Here is a 20,839-nt window from a genome sequence, read left to right on the forward strand (position 1 = left end):
CACGACTCGGCAGCCGCGTTTTCCCGCTCCAAGGGGTCCGGGAAATAAGCGGGGCCGGCGACGAGGAGGTCTTAGAGACCAAGGCCTCTCCCCCAGCCGTCGCCGGCCCTTTGTCCTACACGCTTCACATTCATCCAACGCTTCCAATCAGTTCCTGGTGTCCCAGCGGGAGGCGGACGTGAAGTATTCCCGATCCGAGGCTTCCCAGGCACACGCGTCGGCGGGCAGGAGGCCAGCGCCCGCTCATCCGGCCCAACACACCACCCAGCATGCAGCCCCGCATCCGGGGCCGGCGGCAATCCCGGACCGCAGGCCCATCCCGGCACCGGGCGATCGTCCTGGCGCGGAACCGGCAGCCAAGGCGTTCACCATCGGGATGGTCGGCGTCGACGGGCTTATCCCCGATTTGGTCACCGGCTCGAAGGACCTGTCTGACTCCCTGGAGATCCTGGCCCACCTGGGAGCGGCCACGCTGAGCCGGCTCGCCGGCGTTCCCATCGAATGCGCCCTGGTCCTGAGCCGGGCCAAACGCTCCAGAGCCACCGCTGGAACCGGCACGCGGACCGCGACGTTGGCCCGGCTGGAAAAGGAGGTCGGCGAAGGCCCCCTGACCGAAGCCCTCACCGGCACAGGGACCGCGGCCATGAACCACGTGGCCTCCGACTTCCGCTGGGGACGCTACAGGCCGCACCTGCAGGACGCCGGGTTCGACAGCGTCCTGAGCCTGCGGCTTTCCCTGGATGAGGGCACCGAGGCCGCCCTCGCCTTCTTCGCAGCCAGCCCCCAGGCGTTCCCGCTGCACATCATCGCCGAGGCCCGCAGTTTCACCGACCTCGCGTCGCGCGGCCTCAGGCTGGCCCTTGAGTTGGAGTCGGCCAGCACCAGAGCGTCGGACCTGCAGTCAGCCTTGGAAAGCCGGACGTCCATCGACATTGCCTGCGGCGTCATCATGGCGCAGAACAGGTGCTCCTACAACGACGCAATCGCCATCATCGCCAAGGCATCCAGCCACCGGAATATCAAGCTCCGCATGGTGGCCGAGGGCATCCTGGCGAACCTGCCAGGCGGAGCACCGGACACGCATTTCGAGCATTAAGCTTCCTCAGGTCATCCACGTTGGCCACCGCCAATGCCCGTGCTGGGTGTACACGAAAGAAGACCAGAGACGAAGTGTCTCTGGTCTTCCGCGTGGGTGGGCCCTGTGGGGATCGAACCCACGACCCACGGATTAAAAGTCCGATGCTCTACCAACTGAGCTAAAGGCCCCAGCCGACGGTCAAACAACCGATCAGCCCAGTCCATTTCTGGACGTAAAATACTTTACCCCACACACGGGGCGGCTTTGGCACGCAGGTTGTCCGCCGCCGTCGTATGTTCCGAATTCCGCACAGCGTCACCGGCGCTGGCAAGGTCCATCCCGGCTGCAAACAGTACTCGATTTCCCGCGCGGCACAGGAGTAGCGTGGGGGGCATGAGCGAACAAGCAGGACCCAGTCACTACGGCGGAGCCAACCGGCATCACAAGCCCAAGCCGTTCGCCCCCATCGACTTTGAGCCGTTCGCAGGCGGCCCCGATCCTGCGCGCGTCTCCGAGGCCGCCCACCTCGCCGCCCAGGCACTGGTGCGCCACGGACGCGACAGCGACGATCCCGTCATCACCGAACGCCTGGTCAAGCTGACCGACGAGCAGGGCCTGGAGGCCATCGCGGAGATGTGGGCGGAAAGCCCGGCGCGTTCGCTGCCAGGCGCCCTCTGGCGGCTTTACGCCCTGCGCGCCGCCACCGTCCAGGACCCCGAACGGATCTCCGTGTACTTCCGGGCAGGCAAGGACACCGCGCAGGTTTCCAACGTGGTGGCCGGCGCCGCTGAACCGCCGGGAGCCGAGGAAATGCGGACCATGGCTGACGCCATTCTCTCCGGAGCGTTCGACGGCGAGTTCGACGTCGCGCTGGAACGTTCCGCCGCGTTCTGCCGCGTGGTGGCGCTCGGCCAGGCGACGATCGCCGACGGCGCCGAGCTCGGCAACGAAGCCCACGCGAGCAAGCTCACACGCAACTCGCACCAGCTCGTGAAGACGGCCGAGGACCTTGAACATGCGGCAAACGCCTGGCGGCTGGGCGAGCTCGACTGAACCACCGGCGCCGATCTGTCAATGTTGACTTGGGCCAAGCAACGTAGAACACTGAAACTGGTGTCGAGCCGCGAAACCCCCGGGCTTCAACAATTAGCCGCCTAGAGCGGCCTACCGCCGAGAGGCGTATCCGGTTCGGCACCATTTTTTGCGCCTGTTTACAGGCCGCGGGTACTGGGCCGGTAGAATCAACATCAGCTGCTGGCCTGCGTCAAGTCACAAGTGGGCGGCCCCCGACCCCTGTACATCCCCGGAGACCGGTATCCCAACGTGAAGCTGCGCCTTTTTCCCCAGGAGCCCGCAGGGCTGACCCTGCTGTCCCAGATGGCCCAGCAAATTGTGCATGCCAGCGCCACCATGGCAGAGATCCTTGGCGTCCCGGCATCCGAGCACGCCAAGCTCGTGGACGACATGCACAACCACGAGGCCAGGTCCGCCGAGCTGCACTTTGCTTTGCTCACCCACATGCGCACAAGCTTTGTGAACCCGCTCCCCCGCGAAGACATGTACGCGCTGTCCCGCTACCTCAACGAAGCCCTCGAGAAACTGGACGGCGCCGCGGAACTTGTGTCCCTGTACCAGCTGGACCGCCTGCCGCGGCGGGCAGCGGACCAGCTCGAGATCATCAGCCGGCAGGCTGAGCTCACCGTGGACGCCATGCGCCGGCTCGACAACCTCGACGACCTCGAGGATTACTGGATCGAGATCCTCAGGCTCGCCAAACGCGCGGAACGGACCCACCGGGTATGGGTAGCGGACATGATCCGGGACATGAAGTGGGCGCAGTATTCCCGTAACCGCGACGTGGCCAACCAGCTGGTGGAAGTCACCAAGGACATGCGCCGCATCGCTACCCAGGTAGGCAGCATCATCGTCAAGGAATCCTGACGTGACAGCAGTGATTTTCGGCGTTGTGGTTCTGTTGACCGCGGCGTTTGCCTTCCTCAACGGCTTCAGGGATGCCTCCACATCCGTGGCGCTGGCGGTCCGCACCAGGGCTCTCACGCCCAGTGTGGCCGTGCTGCTGGCCGCCTTTTTCAACTTCGTGGGCGCCCTGGTCAGCGCCACCGCAGTGGTTGCCGTCAGCCACACCTGGATCCACCTGCCGGATGGCGAAAGCGGTCTCAGCATCCTGGTGGCAGCCCTGGCCAGTGCCTGCGTCTGGGGCCTGCTGATGTGGTGGCGCGGCATCCCTGCGTCCTCCACGCACGCCCTGGTGGGTGGGCTCGCCGGGGCCGGGCTCGCCAGCCTCGCCGTGGGCGGGGTGGGAGTGGGTGGAGTTAGCCATTCCCTGCTGCTCCAGGTGGTCCTGCCGCTGCTGCTCTCGCCTGCCGTTGCCTACATTGGCGCATACCTGCTGGTTTTCCCGGTGACCTGGGCAGCCCGGTATGCCCAGCCCAACGTCGTCAACCAGCGCTTCCGCCGCAGCCAGGCCGTCGCGGCCGGCGCCGTGGCGTTCGGCCATGGCCTGCAGGACGGCCAGCGGGTGGGCGCTGTGCTGCTGCTTGCCCTGCTCGCGGCGGGCTATTCCGACGGCGAGAGCATCCCCCTGTGGGTTGCGCTTGTCTCGGCCGTGATGATCACGGCCGGAACACTCTTTGGTGGCTGGCGGATCTCCCAAACCCTCGGCTACAAGATCACCCGGGTGGACCCCTTGCGGGGATCAGTGGCCCAGACCTTCAGCGCCACGATGCTCTTTCTCGGGGCGATCGCGCTTCAGTGGCCCCTCTCCACCACCCACACTGTGACCGCGTCTGTGCTGGGGGCCGGCGAGAACCAGCAATTCTCAGTCATCAACCGGAAGCTGGTCATGCGAATCCTGGGGCTGTGGGTCCTCACTCCCGCGGCAGCCGCGGCCGGGGCCTTCGTGCTGGCCCTGGCGATGTCACCTTTGGCGGGCTGAGCTCGAGCTTTAAACGCCGCATCGACTGTCCCAAAAGCGCCCTTCTGAGCTGTCAAAAGGGCGGGGTGGGCCCACGCCGGCAGGGTGCCCTGGCCGAGCTTGCGAGGCAAGGGAGCCGGTGGGGACAATCGATGCGTATTTGTGGCTGGGAGCCGGCGGGAGCGGCTGGGGCCTATCCGAAGCGGCCGGAGACGTAGTCCTCGGTGGCCTTCACGTTGGGGTTGTTGAAGATGGTCTGGGTGTTCCCGTATTCGATCAGCTTGCCCGGCTTGCCGGTACCGGCGATGTTGAAGAACGCCGTCTTTTCCGAAACGCGGGCGGCCTGCTGCATGTTGTGGGTCACGATCACCACGGTGTACTGGTCCTTGAGATCGTTGATAAGGTCCTCGATGGCCAGCGTGGAGATCGGGTCCAGCGCGGAGCACGGCTCGTCCATGAGGATCACCTGCGGTTCCACCGCAATGGCACGGGCAATGCAGAGTCGCTGCTGCTGGCCGCCTGACAGGCCGGATCCGGGCTTCTCCAAGCGGTCCTTGACCTCATTCCAGAGGTTGGCGCTCTGCAGGGACCTCTCCACGAGGACGTCGGCCTCGCCCTTGGAGATCTTCTTGTTGTTCAGCTTGACGCCGGCCAGCACGTTGTCGCGGATGGACATCGTAGGAAACGGGTTGGGCCGCTGGAAGACCATGCCGATCTGCGAACGCACCGTCACGGGGTCCACGCCGGGGCCGTAGAGGTTGTCGCCGTCCATCAGGACTTCGCCTTCGACGCGGGCGCCGGGCAGAACCTCGTGCATGCGGTTCAGGGTGCGCAGGAACGTGGACTTGCCACAGCCTGAGGGACCGATGAAGGCCGTTACGGACTTGGCCTCGATGTTGATGCTGACATCCTCCACGGCCAGAAAATCGCCGTAGTACACGTTCAGGTCTTTGACGTCGATGCGCTTAGACATGGTGTTCCTTCACTTGCTGGGGTACGGATTGAAGTCTATGGTTTGGCCGCGAGGACCGGAATGGCCTGCTGAAAAAATTTCACCGGCCGGTCTTGGGGGCAAAGGCCCTGGCGATCAGCCGGGCGCCAAGGTTCAGCACCATTACCAGGATGATCAGCACCAGGGCGGCGCCCCAGGCCCGCTGCGAGGACGGGTCCGGGTTGGCCGGCGAGGTGGGGTTCAGGATCTGGGTGTAGATGAACGTGGGTAGCGAGGCCATCCAGCCGCCGAACACGTTGTTGTTGATGCTGGTGGCAAACCCGGCGGTGACCAGGATGGGCGCAGTCTCACCGATAACGCGGGCGATCGCCAAGGTGACGCCGGACGCGATGCCGGAGATCGCCGTCGGGATAACCACCTTGAGGATGGTGCGCCACTTACGCACACCCAACGCGTAGGCCGCTTCGCGCAGTTCGTTGGGGACGATCTTGAGCATTTCCTCGCTGGAACGCACCACTACGGGAATCATCAGGACCGAAAGCGCGACGGCGGCGACGGCACCGGTTTTGGTGCCGGGACCCACCACGGCGAAGAAGAACGCTGCGGCGAACAGGCCGGCCACGATGGACGGGATGCCGGTCATAACGTCCACAAAGAAGGTGATGGCGCGGGCCAAACGGCCGTCATTGCCGTACTCCACCAGGTAAATGGCGCTCAGCAGTCCGACGGGCACGGAGATCACGGTGGCTACCAGCGTGATCTGGATGGTACCCAACAGGGCGTGGTAGATGCCACCGATAACGGGGGCGCCCTCTTCAACGGCCTTATTGTCGTAGACGCCCGTGACGCCGTTCATGGAGCTGGTGAGGAAGCCCGGGGCGATGACGCCGGGAACTCCGTTGACCAACACCGTCCAGATCACGGAGACCAGCGGGAGCAGCGCGACCAGGAACGAGCCCACCACCAGGCAGGTGGCCAGCTTGTCCTTGGCTTTGCGGGAGCCTTCCACCGCGGCGCTCCAGCCCACCAGGCCGCCAGTGAAGAGGACGGCCGAAACGATGCCCCAGCCAAAGGCATTGAACCCGATCAGTGCCAGGATTGCCGCGCCCACGATGAGCGCGAGTGCCAGGACAACGTACGGCGCGTACTTGGGTAGCTGGCCTTTGGTGAGGGCTGAACGCTTACTGCGCACGGGGGTAAGAGTGGAGGACATTTAGTTGGCTCCCGAGAATTCTTTGTGCCGGGTGATGATCCAGCGGGCGATCATGTTGACTCCCAGGGTGATCACAAAAAGGACCAGGCCGGCAGCGATCAGCGTGCTGACCTTGAGGCCACTGGCTTCGGGGAAGTTCAGGGCGATCTCCGCGGCGATGGTCTGGTTGCCGGACGTGATCAGGCTGGCTGTCAGGGCACCGGAAGAGAGGACCAGGGCAACTGCCATGGTCTCGCCCAGCGCACGGCCCAGGCCCAGCATGACGGCGCTGATGATGCCCGGACGGGCGAACGGCAGGACCGACATTTTGATCATTTCCCAGCGCGTGGCGCCGAGGGCCAGGGCGGCTTCCTCATGGAGCTTGGGCGTCTGCAGGAAAATTTCGCGGCTCAGGGACGTGATGATCGGCAGGACCATCACCGAGAGCACAATGCCCGCGGTCAGGATGGTTTTGCCGGTGGCAGAGGCGGGACCCTGGAAGATGGGCAACCAGCCCATGTTCTCGGCCAGCCAGTTATAGGCGGGGGAGATTTCCTTGGCAAGGAACGCCGCACCCCAGGCACCGTAAATCACCGACGGGATGGCGGCCAGGAGGTCCACCACGTAGCCAAGCCCCGACGCGAGTCCGCGCGGGGCGAAGTGAGAGATGAACAGGGCCACGCCAATGGCGATGGGTGTCGCGATCACCAGGGCAATGGTGGCCGCAATGAGGGTGCCAATAACGATCGGCCAGATGTAGGCGAAGAAGCCTTCGCCGCCCTGGATCTCGGCGGCCGGGGCGGTGAGCGCCGGAATGGCCTGGACAACAAGGAAGAGTGCCACGCCGAACAAGACGGCGAGGATGAGGCACCCGGCGGTCAGGGCGGCGCCGGAAAAGATCTTATCCCCGGCGCGGCCTGCGCCCTGGGAACTACTCAGGGGGGTGGCGGTCATTCCAGACCCTTCGGTTGTGGGCGGTGCCTAAATCGAGCTTACAAGCCAAAGTTCCCCGCCCCGCCTTTCGGCGTGGCGGGGAACGTGGTTCAGGGACAGGTACTAGGACTTGACCTTGATGGATTCGATGGCCTTGACGGCCTTCTCGGCGAGGGCCGAGGAGAGCGGCGCGGACTTGGCAGAATCGGCGGCGGCCTGCTGGCCTTCCTTGGAAACTACGTAGTTCTCGAAGGCCTTGACCAGGTCCACGGTCTCCTGCTTGTCATAGGTGGCGCAGACAACGTGGAAGGAGACCAGGACGATCGGGTATGCGCCTTCAATTGTGGTCTTGCGGTCCAGCTTGATGGACAGGTCGTTGGCGGTGCGGCCTTCAACGGGCTTGCCTGCATCAACAGCCTTGGCGGCTGCGTCAGCGGAGATCTTGGTGAAGGACTCGCCAACCTTGATCTGAGCAACGCCGAGCTTGCCGCTGACTGCGGAATCATCTGCGTAAGTCACTGCGCCGGGGGTATCGGTGACGGTCTTGACAACACCGGAGGTTCCCTTGGCGTTCTCGCCCTGCAGGCTTGCAGGCCAAACGCCGGAAGCCTTGTCGGTCCAAACATCCGCAGCAGCGGCCGCAAGGTACTCGGTGAAGTTGGTGGTGGTACCGGAATCGTCAGAGCGGTTCACGGGAGTGACCTTCAGTTCCGGGAGGGAGACTCCCGGGTTCAGGGCGGCGATGGCGGGGTCGTTCCAGTTGGCGACCTCGCCGCGGAAGATCTTGGCCACGGTGGCGGCGTCAAGCTTCAGCTCGGTGATGCCCGGGAGGTTGAAGGCAACCGCGATCGGGGAAATGTAGACCGGGATGTTGATGGCGCCGTCAGGGCCACAGACGGTCTTGGAGGATGCGAACTCTTCGTCCTTCAGGTAGGCATCCGAGCCGCCGAACTGGGCTGACCCGTCCACGAGCGCCTTGCGGCCGGCGCCGGAGCCATCCGGGGAGTACTGCACGGTGGCGCCGGGGTTGGCGGCGGCGAAGCTGGTCTTCCAGGCGTCCATCGCTGCGCCCTGCGCGGAAGAGCCGATGCCGGTCAGCGTGCCGGTGACCTTGGGGCCGGCAGAAGTCTGGTTGCCTGCAGGCGTGTTGCCCGTGGCGTTATCTGAACCGCAGGCGGTGAGCGCGAGTGCGCCGGCTGCGATTACAGCGATAGCCGCGTGGCGGCCGAAACGGAGTGCCTTCACTAGATGTACCCCTTCCAGGGATATTCAGCGGCGGCAGGACCGGAGACGCCCTGCAGCGCGATGCGTACGTTTTGTACCTTCAATGAAGGTATGGGCCGCAGGTAACGGGATTGGCGGCCAAGAGTGAACGGAAGGTTAACGACGGTTGGACATTAGCCAACAACTGCAGCGTCACCATTGCGCACGTCACACTTTCGGGATTAGGTGCCGGGGCGGCAAATAGACTGGAGGGCATGGCCGCAGCAGCAGGACTCTCAGCAAGCAGGCGTTTCCTGCGCGGACGCATCCGGACGGGCCTGGTCCGGAGCCGGAACTCCCTGGTCCCCGCCGTCCAGATGACCGCGTGCGCGGTGGGGGCGTACGCCTTCGCCGAGTACGTCCTGGGGCACTCCGGACCCCTCTTTGCGGCCACATCGTCACTGATCGCCTTGGGCTTCTCGCGTGACCCGCGGCTGCGCCGGGTGATGGAGGTGGGCCTCGGCTGCACCATCGGGATCGCCGTCGGTGATCTGCTGCTGCACTGGCTGGGCAGCGGAATCTGGCAGGCCGCCGTCGTACTTCTGTTCTCCATCCTGCTGGCCCGTTTCCTGGACAGCGGCAACATCTTCACCACGCAGCTGGGGCTGCAATCCTTGCTGGTGGTGCTGCTGCCGGCGCCGGACGGCGGGCCTTTCACGCGCAGCCTGGACGCCGTGGTGGGTGGCCTTTTCGCCCTCCTGGTGACCATCCTGATTCCGAAGGATCCGCGCCGGGAGCCCCGCAAGGATGTCCGGAAGCTGCTCCACGAACTGGCCGAAGTGCTGCGGGAATGTGCCGCCGCCCTGACCGAAAGCGACTCCACGCAGGCCTGGCACGCGCTGATCCGCGGCCGGAACTGCCAGCCGCTCGTGGACGCGATGCGCCATTCCCTGCGCGCTTCCGGTGAAGTGGCCACCCTCGCGCCGGCCCACCGCCGGCACCGCGACGAGCTGGACCGGCTTGAGAATTCCCTTGACTTCATCGACCTTGCGCTCAGGAACAGCCGCGTCTTCGCACGCCGGCTGACCAGCGCCATCAACCACGCCGCGCTTTCAGACAACGCCACCGCGAACATTGCCGACGTGCTCCAGGAAACCGCGGCCGCGATTGATGAACTGTCGCTCGGCCTGGCGGAAACGCACGACGGCGTCCGCCGCGCCCATCTTCGGACGGCCCGGCAGGACTTCAGCGAGATCGCGCTGCGGCTGCACCCCAAATTGCTGGAGGTCGAGCGGCTTGAGGGTGAGACTGTGGTGATGCTGTTCCGGCCGCTCATGGTGGACCTCCTGGAGGCCACCGGCATGGATGCGCGCGAGGCCCGGGACGTGCTGCCGGGGTTGTAGCGCTGTCGCCCAGATCACATTGGTGCATGCTGCCCTCTCGCGGGCCAATACTGTCGGTGCCCGCCAGTAGGGTGGAACCCATGGCAACAAAGACTTCCCGGGCATCCAAAGCGCCGGCTTATAAGTGCGCCGAATGCGGCTGGACCACGGTCAAGTGGGTGGGGCGCTGCGGCGAGTGCCAGGCGTGGGGCACAGTTGAGGAAACCGGCGCCGCCGTAGCGCGTACGACGGCGGCAACCACAGTGCTGGAGCCGGCCCGCCGGATTGCCGAGGTGGATGCCACTACGGCGGCTTTCCTGCCCACCGGTGTGGACGAGCTGGACCGGGTGCTGGGCGGCGGCCTGGTTCCGGGCGCGGTCATCCTGCTGGCCGGGGAGCCTGGAGTGGGCAAGTCAACGCTGCTGCTGGATGTCGCGGCGAAGTTTGCCCGCACCGCCCAGGACGTTCTGTATGTCACAGGCGAGGAGTCCGCCGCGCAGGTGAAGCTGCGCGCCGAACGGATCGACGCCGTCGCCGATTCCCTGTACCTGTCCGCCGAAACGGACCTGGGGCAGGCACTGGGGCAGGTGGAGAAGATCGAGCCGCGGCTGCTGATTGTGGACTCGGTCCAGACGCTCAGCAGCGCAGACGTGGACGGCAGCGCCGGCGGCGTCTCGCAGGTGCGTGAGGTTGCGGCGTCCATCATCGCGGCGGCCAAGCGCCGGAACATGACCACGTTGCTGGTGGGGCACGTGACGAAGGACGGGTCCATCGCGGGGCCGCGGCTGCTCGAACACCTGGTGGATGTGGTCTGCCAGTTCGAAGGCGAGCGTCATTCCCGGCTCCGGATGCTGCGCGCGGTGAAGAACCGGTACGGGCCCACGGACGACGTCGGCTGTTTTGACCTGAATGAGAACGGCATCGAAGGGCTGACGGACCCCAGTGGGCTGTTCGTCAGCCGCACCAAGGAACCTGTTTCAGGCACCTGCATCACGGTGACCATGGAAGGGCGGCGGCCGCTGTTGGCCGAGGTGCAGTCGCTGCTTGCCGAGAGCGCCAACTCGCAGCCCCGCCGGGCCACCAGCGGCCTGGACAGTTCACGGGTGTCCATGCTCCTGGCGGTGCTGCAGCAGCGTGCCGGCTGCCTGCTGCACAAGGACGATTCCTACGTGGCCACCGTGGGCGGTGTGAAGCTCAGTGAACCGGCCACGGACCTCGCCGTTGCCTTAGCTGTCGCGTCCGCGAAGGCCCGCAAACCCCTACCCATCCGGCTGATCGCGTTCGGCGAAGTGGGCCTGGCCGGCGAGGTCCGGCCCGTGCCCGGCATAAACCAGCGCATCCAGGAAGCACACCGTCTGGGCTTCACCCACGCAGTGGTCCCGGCCAGCCACAACGGACCCGGACCCGTGCCACCAGGCTTCTCCGTCCGGGAAGTGGAGCACCTTACGGAGGCGTTGAGCCTGCTGATCGGGTAGGGCAGCTAGGCTTTCACAACGACCTTCAGGCAGCCGGAGGTCACCACGGCTGTGTCTGGGGGACAGACTGATGCACCAAACGCAAGGAAATGGCTCGACGCCGGGCCAGGAACCGCCTAACGACGGTCTTCTCGCAGGGAGGATCGACGCGCTATTCGGGGGCCTTGACGCCCGCGGGCGCGTGGTGTTGAGCCACCTGCCGCTGACGGTAACGGTGGTCCTCATCGTGGCGGCCGCTGCGTTGTTCAGCCCTGAAACCCTCGTGGATGAGCGTTTCAGGCTAGCGCTGCTGGGCCATTCGGTCATCTTCGTTGCGTGTGCGGCTATCCCATGGGGCAGGCTGCCGGCCGGCGTGTTGAGTGTGATTCCGGTCCTGGATTGCCTTGCCATTGGCTTTACGAGGGAAGCCGGCGGGCCAGGCTTCAATGTCTTGAGCCTGATGCTCGTCTTCCCCGTGATCTGGCTGTCCGTGGGCCGCCAGCGCAGCAGGGTGCTCCTCGCTATCCTGGGGGTCGTGCTCAGTACCGTCATCCCGGCCGCGGCCCTCGACTCCCCGCCCACCCAGGGGTCGATGATCCGGACCATCTTCCTGCCGTTGGTGATGGCTGCAATCGCCGTCTCCGCGCATATCGTCTCAGGAACACTCCACCGGCAGCGCAAAGCGCTGCTGCGGAAAGACCAGGCCCTGGCGGAAACGCTTGCTGAGAGTGTGGACCGCCAGCGGCTCCTGGACGCCGTGCTGGCGGCGGTGGGAGTGGGCGTCTGGGTGGTGGACAAGGACGGAAACAATGTCCTGATCAACCGGGCCATGCGCGATGATCCGACGTTGGCCCGACTGACCGAAGTGGAGAGCACTACCACCCTGCTGCTCAGCGACCGGGCGACGCCGGTCCCTTCCGGCGGGCTCCCTGCTGCCCGCATTGCACGGGGCGATATGTTCACGGACGAGCTGATCTGGGCAGGCGATGAAAAGGACCAGCGCGCCTTTTCCGTCAGCGCGCACGAAATTTGCTCCAGGGACGGAGCGCGCAGCGGCGGTGTCATAACGTTGGTGGACGTGACAGCCCTGATCACAGCGCTCGCCGCGAAGGACGACTTCGTTGGCACCGTCTCCCACGAGCTGCGAACGCCCCTGACGTCCATTCTCGGCTACCTCGAACTCGTTCTGGAGGAACCCGGGCATGAAGGGATCGAAGCCGAACTGCAGGTGGTACACCGGAACGCGACACATCTGTTGGGCCTGGTGAACGATCTGATTGCGGTGGCCTCTGAACATGTGGACCTTTCGCTGCAGGAGGCCGACCTCGCCCGGCTCCTCGCCGACGTCGTCGATTTCACGCTCCCCCAGGCCGCCAACAGGGGCCTTGAACTGGTCCTGGAGGTGGAGCCGTCGCTCACCGCCCGGATGGATATCCCGCGGATCCGCCAGGTGGTCAGCAACCTGCTCTCCAACGCGATCAAATACTCTCCCGACGGCGGCCGCATCACCGCCCGGGCGCACCGCACCGGCACGGACCTCGTCTGCTCGATCACCGATCCCGGCGTGGGCATGAGCACGGAAGACCAGGAACAGGCGTTCACCAAATTTTTCCGCTCCGCGCGGTCCCGCGAAACGGCCATCCCCGGGGCGGGCCTGGGGCGCCCCATCAGCAAGACCATCGTCGAGGGCCACGGCGGCTCCATGAGCCTGACCAGCGCTCCGGGCGCAGGCACCACGGCGACATTCGTTCTGCCGGCGTCCTGAACGACAGTTCTCAGGGCTGGACCACTGCGCCTGCCGGTTGGAAGTTGAGGAGGACTTTTCCTGATCCGGCGGAGTTCCTGGCGGTTTCGAAGGCTTCGAGTCCTTGGCTGAGGGGGTATTCGTGGGTGATGACGGGGCCGATGTGCAGGGTGCCGTCGGCGAGGGCGGTGATGACGTCGTCGATTTCGTTGTTGAAGCGGAAGGATCCGCGCAGGTCCAGTTCCCGGGTGATGGCCAGGGAGATCAGGACCGGCTGGGGCCCGGTGGGCAGCAGCCCGACCATGACCACGGTCCCGCCGCGCCCCGCGCCCTGGATCGCCGAGGCCAGGCCGTGGTGGCTGCCCGAGGACTCGATGACGACGTCGGCCTGCACCGCGGCGATCGCGTCCGCGTCCCCGGCCTGCAGGGTGTGATCCGCTCCGACGGCGGACGCAATCTCCAACGGTTTGGCATGGACATCGACGGCGGTGATCCGGGCCGCGCCGGCACGTTTGAGGACCGCGACGGCCAGCGCACCGATCGGGCCGCAGCCGATCACCAGCACGCTCTTCCCGGCCACGTCCCCGGCCCGGGCGACGGCGTGCCAGGCCACGGCGGCCGGCTCGATCAGCGCCGCGGTCCGCAGATCCACGCCCGCCGGGAGCACCCGCAACATCCGGGAAGGCAGGTTCACGTACCGGGCGAACGCCCCGTCGGTGTGCGGGAACCGCGCCGCGCTGCCCAGATACGTACAGCCCGGGGAGAGGTTGGGCCGGTCCGCCGGCCACCGCACCTCCCCCGCACCGGGGCCCGGGGTGGCCGGGTGGACCGCGACCGCGGTGCCCGCGGCCGGGCCGGTCCCGTCCGCCGCGGCCCGGACCACGGTCCCGGAAATCTCATGCCCCAGCACCATCGGCGCCTTCAGGACGGACTCCCCCGCCGCCCCGTGCAGCCAGTAATGCAGGTCCGACCCGCAGATCCCGCCGTAGGAAACCTCCACCACGGCCTCGTCCGCGGCCGGTGCCGCCAGCGGGACCTCCTCGATCCGCAGATCCCCGGCCGCATGCGCCACCACCGCCGCACCCGACACCGGCAATCCCGGCGCAGACACGGCTGTTGCTTCGGTCCCCTGAGCCACTGCTGAGGTGCCCATCAGACCACCACCGTCATTCCGCCGTCGATGAAGATCGTCTGTCCGTTCACAAAGTCCGAACCGTCCGAGGCCAGCCACACCGCCGGGCCCGCCAGGTCCTGGACCGTGCCCCACCGGTGCGCCGGGGTCCGGCCCAGGATCCAGGCATTGAATTGCTCATCGTCCACCAGGTTCTGCGTCATCTCGGTATGGATATAGCCCGGAGCAATCCCGTTGATCTGCAGCCCGGACCCCGCCCACTCCGCCGTCATGGCCCGGGTCAGGTTCCGCAACCCGCCCTTGGCCGCCACATACGGGGCGATCGTGGGCCGGGCCAGGTCCGTCTGCACCGAACAGATATTGATGATCTTGCCCCTGCCCCGCGGGATCATGTGCCGGGCGGCCTCACGCCCCACCAGGAACGCGCTCGTCAGATCCGTCCTGATCACCCGCTCCCAGTCCGCGACATCGAGCTCCAGCATCGGCACCCGGTGCTGGATCCCGGCATTGTTCACCAGGATCTGCAACGGCCCCACATGCTCCTCCACCCACGAAATACCCCGGGCAGCCTCGGCATCACTCGTGACATCAAACGCGACACTATGGACCCGCCCCGGCGCGAAGTCCGCGGCCATCGCAGCCTCCGCCGCCTTCAACCGCTCCGCATTAATCCCGTTCAACACCACCGTCGCCCCGGCATCAGCCAACGCCCGCGCCAACGCATGACCAATCCCCCGGCTCGAACCCGTCACCAGGGCAACCCGCCCCGTCAAATCAAAAAGTGTATTCATAGTTGAGCAGCTCCTTCGCCGCGGTTTGCACTGTTTTGCGCCGATCGCTGGGGCGCGGTGGTTGTTCCTGGCCGCGCATGTTGGGACGGCCGTTCTTTTCGCGCGAACGGACACTTGGGGCGCTGCTCAGAGGGCCCCAAGTGTCCGTTCGCGCTGCTCCCTAGAAGGTGCCGTTCTGCACGAGGTTGGCCGGAAGGCGGCCAGCTGCCAGCGCTTCCAGCTGCTGCGACAGGAGCTTGACGATCCGTGGTTCGAAGGCGGACGCGTTGCCCCCAATATGGGGCGTGATCAGGGCATTCGGCGAACCCCACAGCGGGTGGTCAGCCGGGAGCGGTTCCGGATCCACCACATCGATGGCGCACTGCAGCCGGCCGGACGTGACTTCCTTGGTCAGCGCGGCTGTGTCCACCACGGCTCCCCTGCCCACGTTGACCACGAGTGCGCCGTCGGGCAATGCTGCCAGGACCTTCTCGCCGATCAGCCGGTGCGTCTGGTCACTCAGGGGCAGGACTGAAATAAGGATGTCGTGGCTGGCCGCGAGGTCTGCCAGTTCGGAGGAGGCGTGCACATGCCCGTGTTCGTCGTCGCGCGCGGCGCTGCCCACCCGGGTGACGGTCACTTCGAAGGGCTCCAGGCGCTTTGCTATCTCCTGCCCGATGCCGCCGACGCCGGCCAAAAGCACGCGGCGGTCCGCGAGGGATTGGCGGCGCTCCGGCCGCCAGGCCGCCTGCAGCTGATCCCTGACCGCCTGGTCAATCCCCCGGAGCTTGGCAAGGATGAGTCCCACCGCCAGTTCCGCTGTGGCCGCAGCGTGGACTCCGGCGGCACTGGACACACCGGCCGACGGACCAGCTGCTTCCCGGACACCATCAAAGCCCGTGGACTGGGTCTGGACGAACTTGAGCCCTGGAACGTTGGCCAGCGCGGGCAGCACCGCCCCGGCGTCGATGTAGGGCAGGATCACGGCATCGATCTCGTCCAGGGTCCCGCCCTGGGGATCGGACCGGAGGTCCCAGACGACGCCCCGAAGCCCGCCCGGAAGGGGCTCCAGATCGGCGAGCAGCTGCTGGTCGGGGAAACTGACCGTACGGATGTTATGCATCGGGGGACCTATCGTTTTCTGCTGTAGGCGGGCAGGGCGGTGCGGGGACGGTTGCTGGTCAGCGGCGGTCGAACGTAAGTCCGCCGGGGACCTGGAAGGTGGGCATGAGTTCCAGCATGCCCACGTTCACGTGCTGGGGTGTTTCGACTGCATAATCCAGCGCATTGACGATGTCATCAGTCGTGAGGGACTCATAACCCTCGTAGTAGGTCTTCCATGCTTCCTCCATGGCCTCGGGCGTGCCGCCCATGTTCCGGCCGAAGATTTCGGTCTCGACCCGGCCGGGGCAGATCTCCGTGACCCTGATGCGCTTGCCCACGGTATCGTTGCGCAGCTGCCGGGAGACCTGGTGCACGGCCGCCTTGGTGGCGTGATAGACGGTGTGGCCATAGAAGTTGTAGACGCCGGCGATGGAGCTGATGTTGACGATGTGGCCCTTGTCCCGCTCCACCATGCCCGGAAGCACCAGGCGGGTCAGCTGAAGAAGGGAGCGCAAATTGACGTCCACCAACTCGTCGATGTCGTCTTCCGTGGAGTCCAGGATGTTTCCGGGGCGGGAGACGCCGGCGCAGTTGACGAGTACGTCTACCTTCAGGCCCTCCACCGCTGCGGTCAGTGCCGGAGTGTCCGTAAGGTCGACGGGGTGCGGGACGGCTCCGGTGCGGTCCGCCAGTTCCTGCAGGCGTTCTTCATTCCGGGCGAAGGCGTGTACCTGGAGTCCACGTTTGGCCAGGCGTTCAGCGATGGCGGCGCCCATGCCGGTGGAGGCGCCGGTCACGAGTGCTGTTGAATAGTCTGAAAATGACATGGAAGTCTCCAATGAGTGGGGTTTGGCAAAGAATGACGGGCTTGGACGCGCGGGCCTAGCCCCCGGCTCGGTGTGTGGTTCAGGCGTCCCGGAGCGGCTGGTGCGCCCGGTCTTTGACCGTGCTGACGGCGGCAAGGGTGCCCAGGGCGGTGACCACGGCGTAGAACGCCGGCATGTAGATGTTGCCGGTGGAGGAGATCAGCCACGTCATCAGCAACGGCGCCGTGCCGCCGAAGAGTGCCGAGGAGACGTTATACCCGAGGCCGTAGGCCGAGTACCGCACCCGGGTGGGGAACAGTTCGACGATCAGGATGTGGATCACTGCGGTGTGGCCGGCGAAGACGACGGCCATGATGCAGGCACCCACGATGGCCAGTGCCATCTCGCCGGTGGCGATGAGGGCGTACGCCGGAATTCCGACCACGGCCATCGCGATTGCGGAACCGGCGATGACCTTTTTGCGGCCGACACGGTCGGAGAGGGCGCCCATGAAGGGGATGGCGATGCAGATGACAACCAGGCTGCAGGCGGTGACGAGGAGTGCTTCGCCGATGGTGAAGTTGAGCTGCTTGCCCTTGAGGAACGTGGGCATGTAGGAAAAGAGCACGTAGTAGCCGGAGCCGTTCATCAGCGGGATGAAGAGGGCCAGCAGCATGGCACGGCGGTGTTCGGGCGAGGCGAAGGCTTCCTTCAGCGGGTTCTTGGAGAGCCCGCCTTCTTCCTTAAGTTTTTGAAAGTTGGGGGTATCGCTGATCGCCTTGCGGATGTACCAGCCGATGACGCCCATGGGGATGGCGACCAGGAACGGAATGCGCCAAGCGAAGGAACCAAACCCGCCGCCGTCGATCGCTGCCTGGGTGAGCCAGGGCGACATGGAGAAAGCAACCATGGTGCCCGTCAGGAGTGCAGCGAACGATGCGATCTGGGCGTAGGAGGTAATGATGCCGCGCTTGCCTTCCGGCGCGTGCTCGGCGAGGAACGTCATGGCACCGGCGGATTCGCCGCCGACGGAGAAGCCCTGCAGCATGCGGAGCAGCACAAGGAGCGCCGGGGCGGCGACGCCGATTGCCGAGTAGGCAGGCAGCAGGCCAATGCCGGCCGTCGCCACACTGATGAGCAGGATGACAAAGACCAGCAGTTTCTGGCGGCCGATGCGGTCCCCCAGGAATCCGCAGACCACGGCACCCAGAGGGCGTACGAAGAAGGACACGGCATACCCGGCGAAAACAAAGAGGAGGGCGTTGTCCGGGTTGCCGGGGGCCAGGAAGACCAAGGCAAGGGTTCCGGCCATAAAGGCGAAGATGCCGTTGTCGTAGAGTTCCACGAAGATGCCCACACAGCCGGCGGTAACCACCTTCCGGGTTTGCCTGGCATCCAGGCGGTCGTTCTGCGGACCGGCCGCTCGCGTTGACGTTGACATCTTGATCCTTACTTGTTTCTGGTGGCTGAGGCGGGACATAACGGGGTCTCAGGTTCCGGACGCCGGCATGAGTTCCCGCCAGCTTGCCGGGGCTCCCACACCCAGTAAGCCAAAGACTGTATTTACTGACGTTCGCAGCGCCTCGAGTTCGCGCATGGCGGTGCGGTGCCGCGCGGTGGCCTCGGCCACGGTGGTTTTGCGGAACCGGATGGTATGCCCGGGTCTGGCCTGGGCAAGGACATCCAGCGATCGGCTGGTAACGACGCCGAGTACCGGGTATCCGGCCGTTACGCCCCGTCCCCGGTGAAGCACCAGGAGCTCGTCCCGGGACGGGACCTCGATGGCACCGACCGGGACGCCCCTGGACAGGACTTCCGCTGTTGACTGCCGTTCCGGAAGCGCCCCGCCGAGGCGGAGGCCGATGTGGTTGCTCCGTCCGCTCACCGTGTAGCTGGTCTTGAACAGGAGATCGGCGGTGTCGCCGAATTCGGCGATGTCCGGTCCGTCGGTGACGTCGATGACCGGGCTGGCGCTGGTTCCGGGGCGGGTCAGCCCCAGCCGGAACAGTGGAAGATCAAAGTACGGCTGCCTGATCGGGGGCACGGTTTTGCGGGCACCGAGGACAGTGCCCTCCGCAAGTTTCAGGCCAAACCCGACGACGGTGTCCGGCGCGCAGCTGCCCAGCAGCGTCGGGGCGTCCAGGCCGCCGTGGACTGCGAGGTAGGCGCGGAGCCCGGTGTTCATACCGCGCAGGGCAACGGTTTCCCCGGCGAGGACCGACACCGGCTCCCATTGCGGACATTCGCGTCCACCGACGGTCAGGGTCAGTGGCGCACCCGTGACGGCGATGAGCAGGTCTGCGTCTGCCCGCATCCGGAAGTCCAGTGCTGTGACTTCGAGGAGGGGATCGTTGTCCAGGTTGCCGGCAAGGATATTGGCTGCCCGGGCAGAAAACTGGTCCAGGGCCCCGTTCACAGGGAGGCCGTAGCGCGGCCCCTTGAACCGGCCGAGGTCTGTGACGACAGCGTGGCCGGCTTGCTGGATGGTCAGGGTCCCGCTCATGCGGATGCCTCCAGTGCAAGGCCGGCAAAGCGCTGGAACTCGGCGGCGGGCAATTGGTGGAACCGGAGCAGGTCGCCGGGCATGTACGGAACCAGGGGCTGTTTGTTCGGGTTCAGAACGGTCAGCGGCGTTTGGCCGATCACGCACCACCCGCCGGGAGCGGAGGCCGGTGCGATCACTGCCTGCCGGCCGGCGACGGCGACGGCGCCCGCCGGCACGGAAAGTCGGGGGTCCTTGAGCCGGGGTACGGGCAGGGGGAAGTCCGGGCCGTCCATCATGGGCGATCCGGCCGGGGCCCCCAGGCAACGGATGACGTAGGACTTGGCAGTGTGGAGGGCAATGATCTCGGCAACGGAGAGTCCCTGGTGGTCCGCAACCTTCTGGAGATCGGGTCCGTGCTGGCCGCCGTAGACGACGGGGACATCGAACTGCCGGGGCGTGCGGGCCGGGGTGCCGACGTAATCCAGCTGGCGCATGCCCAGGAGGACAAAGGCCCTGATCTGGCGGGCGGATGTGACGTAAGGGTCGAACTCCACCAACACCGAATCGTAGGTGGGAACCGCGCCGTGTACACCGTCGACGTCGGCCGTATCCAGCCATGCCGCCAGGGCGTGGACCGAGGCCCAGTTCCGCTCCCGGTCAGGGGAGGTGGCGACGACCCGGAGGGCGGCGTCGCCTGATTCGTGTACCTCGATAGGGGTTGCAGCGGTCATCTCACGCGGCTTCCGCTTTGGCCGCCAGCACCTGGGGCAGCGGGGCGATGGTCACGCCGGCCGCGGTGAGCTCCTTGCGGATGAGGCGGGCCAGGTCGACGGCGCCGGGGTTGTCCCCGTGCAGCAGGACGGTATCGGCACTGACGGGAAGCTTCACGCCCGACGCCGATTCGATGATCCCCTCGCACACCATGCGGATGGTGCGGTCGACGATGGTTGCCGGGTCATGGATGACGGCGCCAGGCTGGCTGCGCGGCACCAGAGTTCCGTCGTCCTCGTAGGCCCGGTCCGCGATGCCCACGATGGCTACGGGCAAACCGTGGCCGGCCGCGGCCTGCGCAAGTTCGCCGTCCTGGGCGAGGACGATCAGATCCGGGCGGAAGCGGCTGGCGGCATCGGCGACGGCGAGGGCGTAATCCTGACGGGTGGCGACGAGGTTGCCCAGCCGGCCGTGCGGGGCGATGTGGGAGACGCTGGTGCCGTGGTAGGCGGCGAAGGCGGACAGGGCTCCGAGCTGGTAGAGGACGTCGTTGCGGACTTCCGCCGCGGTGAGATCCATGGCGCGCCGTCCGAAGCCCCGCAGGTCCGGGAAGCTGGGGTGTGCACCGATGCTGACGCCGCGCCGGACGCATTCGGCAACGGTGCGGTCCATGATGTCCGGGTCACCGGCGTGGAATCCGCAGGCGATGTTCGCGCTGGAGACGATTTCCAGAAGTGCGCTGTCGTCACCCAGGGAGTAGGCACCGAAGCCTTCACCGAGATCTGCCACAAGATCAACCGTGCGACCCATAGTGTGTGCCTTCCTTCGTGGTGTTCTGAGCTGTTGTGCCCCGTGTGGGGCCGGAAAACTTGAGGGGGAAGCGGCCGTCGCGTAGTGAGTCATCGGCATTGCTTATGGCTGGAAACTGCTGCGCCGGCCCTACCCAAAAGTCTGGCAC

The 20,839-nt window shown here is 66.0% G+C and carries 19 protein-coding genes and 1 tRNA gene; 7 read left to right on the forward strand and 13 right to left on the reverse strand.

From position 1 onward, the window contains the following. The first annotated feature begins 178 nt into the window (after positions 1 to 178). Positions 179 to 1,096: an ANTAR domain-containing protein gene (locus ACX80V_RS18685; protein WP_485844414.1), complete on the forward strand. Its 918-nt coding sequence runs from the start codon at positions 179 to 181 to the stop codon at positions 1,094 to 1,096. A 97-nt stretch (positions 1,097 to 1,193) separates the two neighbouring features. Here ACX80V_RS18685 and ACX80V_RS18690 read toward each other — a convergent pair. Then, positions 1,194 to 1,266 (reverse strand) — tRNA-Lys (locus tag ACX80V_RS18690). Between the two features lie 205 nt (positions 1,267 to 1,471). Here ACX80V_RS18690 and ACX80V_RS18695 point away from each other — a divergent pair. From ACX80V_RS18695 to ACX80V_RS18705, 3 genes are all read left to right on the forward strand, one after another. Further along, a complete protein-coding gene (locus tag ACX80V_RS18695) occupies positions 1,472 to 2,131 on the forward strand; it encodes a hypothetical protein (RefSeq protein WP_056347859.1) in 660 nt (219 codons plus the stop codon). Between the two features lie 270 nt (positions 2,132 to 2,401). After that, positions 2,402 to 3,019, forward strand: a complete 618-nt coding sequence (locus ACX80V_RS18700) for a DUF47 domain-containing protein (protein WP_485844415.1) — start codon at positions 2,402 to 2,404, stop codon at positions 3,017 to 3,019. Between the two features lies 1 nt (position 3,020). Further along, the gene (locus tag ACX80V_RS18705) at positions 3,021 to 4,034 is read left to right on the forward strand and encodes an inorganic phosphate transporter (RefSeq protein WP_485844416.1); all 1,014 of its coding nucleotides are present in this window, start codon (positions 3,021 to 3,023) and stop codon (positions 4,032 to 4,034) included. Positions 4,035 to 4,206: 172 nt separating this feature from the next. Here the strand turns inward: ACX80V_RS18705 and pstB are convergent, their stop codons facing one another. The 4 genes from pstB to pstS all read right to left on the reverse strand — a co-directional run bounded on the left by pstB (position 4,207) and on the right by pstS (position 8,335). After that, positions 4,207 to 4,986 (reverse strand): phosphate ABC transporter ATP-binding protein PstB, encoded by a 780-nt coding sequence (pstB, locus tag ACX80V_RS18710; RefSeq protein ID WP_058930354.1) that lies wholly within the window; start codon positions 4,984 to 4,986, stop codon positions 4,207 to 4,209. Between the two features lie 79 nt (positions 4,987 to 5,065). Then, positions 5,066 to 6,178: a phosphate ABC transporter permease PstA gene (pstA, locus tag ACX80V_RS18715; RefSeq protein ID WP_485844417.1), complete on the reverse strand. Its 1,113-nt coding sequence runs from the start codon at positions 6,176 to 6,178 to the stop codon at positions 5,066 to 5,068. After that, positions 6,179 to 7,111, reverse strand: coding sequence for a phosphate ABC transporter permease subunit PstC (gene pstC, locus ACX80V_RS18720; protein WP_058930356.1), 933 nt, complete (start codon positions 7,109 to 7,111; stop codon positions 6,179 to 6,181). 102 nt (positions 7,112 to 7,213) lie between these two features. Further along, positions 7,214 to 8,335: a phosphate ABC transporter substrate-binding protein PstS gene (gene pstS / locus ACX80V_RS18725; protein ID WP_485844418.1), complete on the reverse strand. Its 1,122-nt coding sequence runs from the start codon at positions 8,333 to 8,335 to the stop codon at positions 7,214 to 7,216. Between the two features lie 233 nt (positions 8,336 to 8,568). On the opposite strand from pstS, the gene ACX80V_RS18730 reads away from it, so the two are divergent. The 3 genes from ACX80V_RS18730 (at position 8,569) to ACX80V_RS18740 (ending at position 12,894) form a co-directional block, all read left to right on the forward strand. Then, positions 8,569 to 9,696 carry an FUSC family protein gene (locus ACX80V_RS18730; protein WP_485844419.1) on the forward strand — a complete coding sequence of 376 codons (1,128 nt, stop codon included), beginning with the start codon at positions 8,569 to 8,571 and terminating at the stop codon, positions 9,694 to 9,696. An 80-nt stretch (positions 9,697 to 9,776) separates the two neighbouring features. Next, complete coding sequence (radA, locus tag ACX80V_RS18735) at positions 9,777 to 11,150, forward strand: DNA repair protein RadA (RefSeq protein WP_056347843.1); 1,374 nt, start codon at positions 9,777 to 9,779, stop codon at positions 11,148 to 11,150. A 70-nt stretch (positions 11,151 to 11,220) separates the two neighbouring features. Continuing rightward, positions 11,221 to 12,894, forward strand: coding sequence for a sensor histidine kinase (locus tag ACX80V_RS18740; protein WP_485844420.1), 1,674 nt, complete (start codon positions 11,221 to 11,223; stop codon positions 12,892 to 12,894). A 10-nt stretch (positions 12,895 to 12,904) separates the two neighbouring features. Here ACX80V_RS18740 and ACX80V_RS18745 read toward each other — a convergent pair whose 3' ends face one another. The 8 genes from ACX80V_RS18745 to ACX80V_RS18780 all read right to left on the reverse strand — a co-directional run bounded on the left by ACX80V_RS18745 (position 12,905) and on the right by ACX80V_RS18780 (position 20,691). After that, positions 12,905 to 14,026: an L-idonate 5-dehydrogenase gene (locus ACX80V_RS18745; RefSeq protein ID WP_485844421.1), complete on the reverse strand. Its 1,122-nt coding sequence runs from the start codon at positions 14,024 to 14,026 to the stop codon at positions 12,905 to 12,907. Beyond that, positions 14,026 to 14,796, reverse strand: coding sequence for an SDR family oxidoreductase (locus ACX80V_RS18750; protein ID WP_485844422.1), 771 nt, complete (start codon positions 14,794 to 14,796; stop codon positions 14,026 to 14,028). Before ACX80V_RS18750 ends, ACX80V_RS18745 begins: the two co-directional genes overlap by 1 nt. A gap of 160 nt (positions 14,797 to 14,956) precedes the next feature. Further along, complete coding sequence (locus tag ACX80V_RS18755; protein ID WP_485844423.1) at positions 14,957 to 15,898, reverse strand: 2-hydroxyacid dehydrogenase; 942 nt, start codon at positions 15,896 to 15,898, stop codon at positions 14,957 to 14,959. Positions 15,899 to 15,956: 58 nt separating this feature from the next. After that, positions 15,957 to 16,706, reverse strand: a complete 750-nt coding sequence (locus ACX80V_RS18760) for an SDR family oxidoreductase (protein WP_485844424.1) — start codon at positions 16,704 to 16,706, stop codon at positions 15,957 to 15,959. A gap of 79 nt (positions 16,707 to 16,785) precedes the next feature. Then, on the reverse strand, positions 16,786 to 18,126 hold the full coding sequence (locus ACX80V_RS18765; RefSeq protein ID WP_485844425.1) for an MFS transporter: 1,341 nt from the start codon (positions 18,124 to 18,126) through the stop codon (positions 16,786 to 16,788). A 48-nt stretch (positions 18,127 to 18,174) separates the two neighbouring features. Continuing rightward, the gene (locus ACX80V_RS18770) at positions 18,175 to 19,188 is read right to left on the reverse strand and encodes a 5-oxoprolinase subunit C family protein (protein ID WP_485844426.1); all 1,014 of its coding nucleotides are present in this window, start codon (positions 19,186 to 19,188) and stop codon (positions 18,175 to 18,177) included. Beyond that, a complete protein-coding gene (locus ACX80V_RS18775) occupies positions 19,185 to 19,901 on the reverse strand; it encodes a 5-oxoprolinase subunit B family protein (RefSeq protein ID WP_485844427.1) in 717 nt (238 codons plus the stop codon). Before ACX80V_RS18775 ends, ACX80V_RS18770 begins: the two co-directional genes overlap by 4 nt. A 1-nt stretch (position 19,902) precedes the next feature. Next, entirely contained in the window at positions 19,903 to 20,691 is a 789-nt protein-coding gene (locus ACX80V_RS18780) for a LamB/YcsF family protein (RefSeq protein WP_485844428.1), read from the reverse strand. Positions 20,692 to 20,839: the final 148 nt, after the last annotated feature.

It is taken from the genome of Pseudarthrobacter arbutini, from assembly GCF_054510915.1.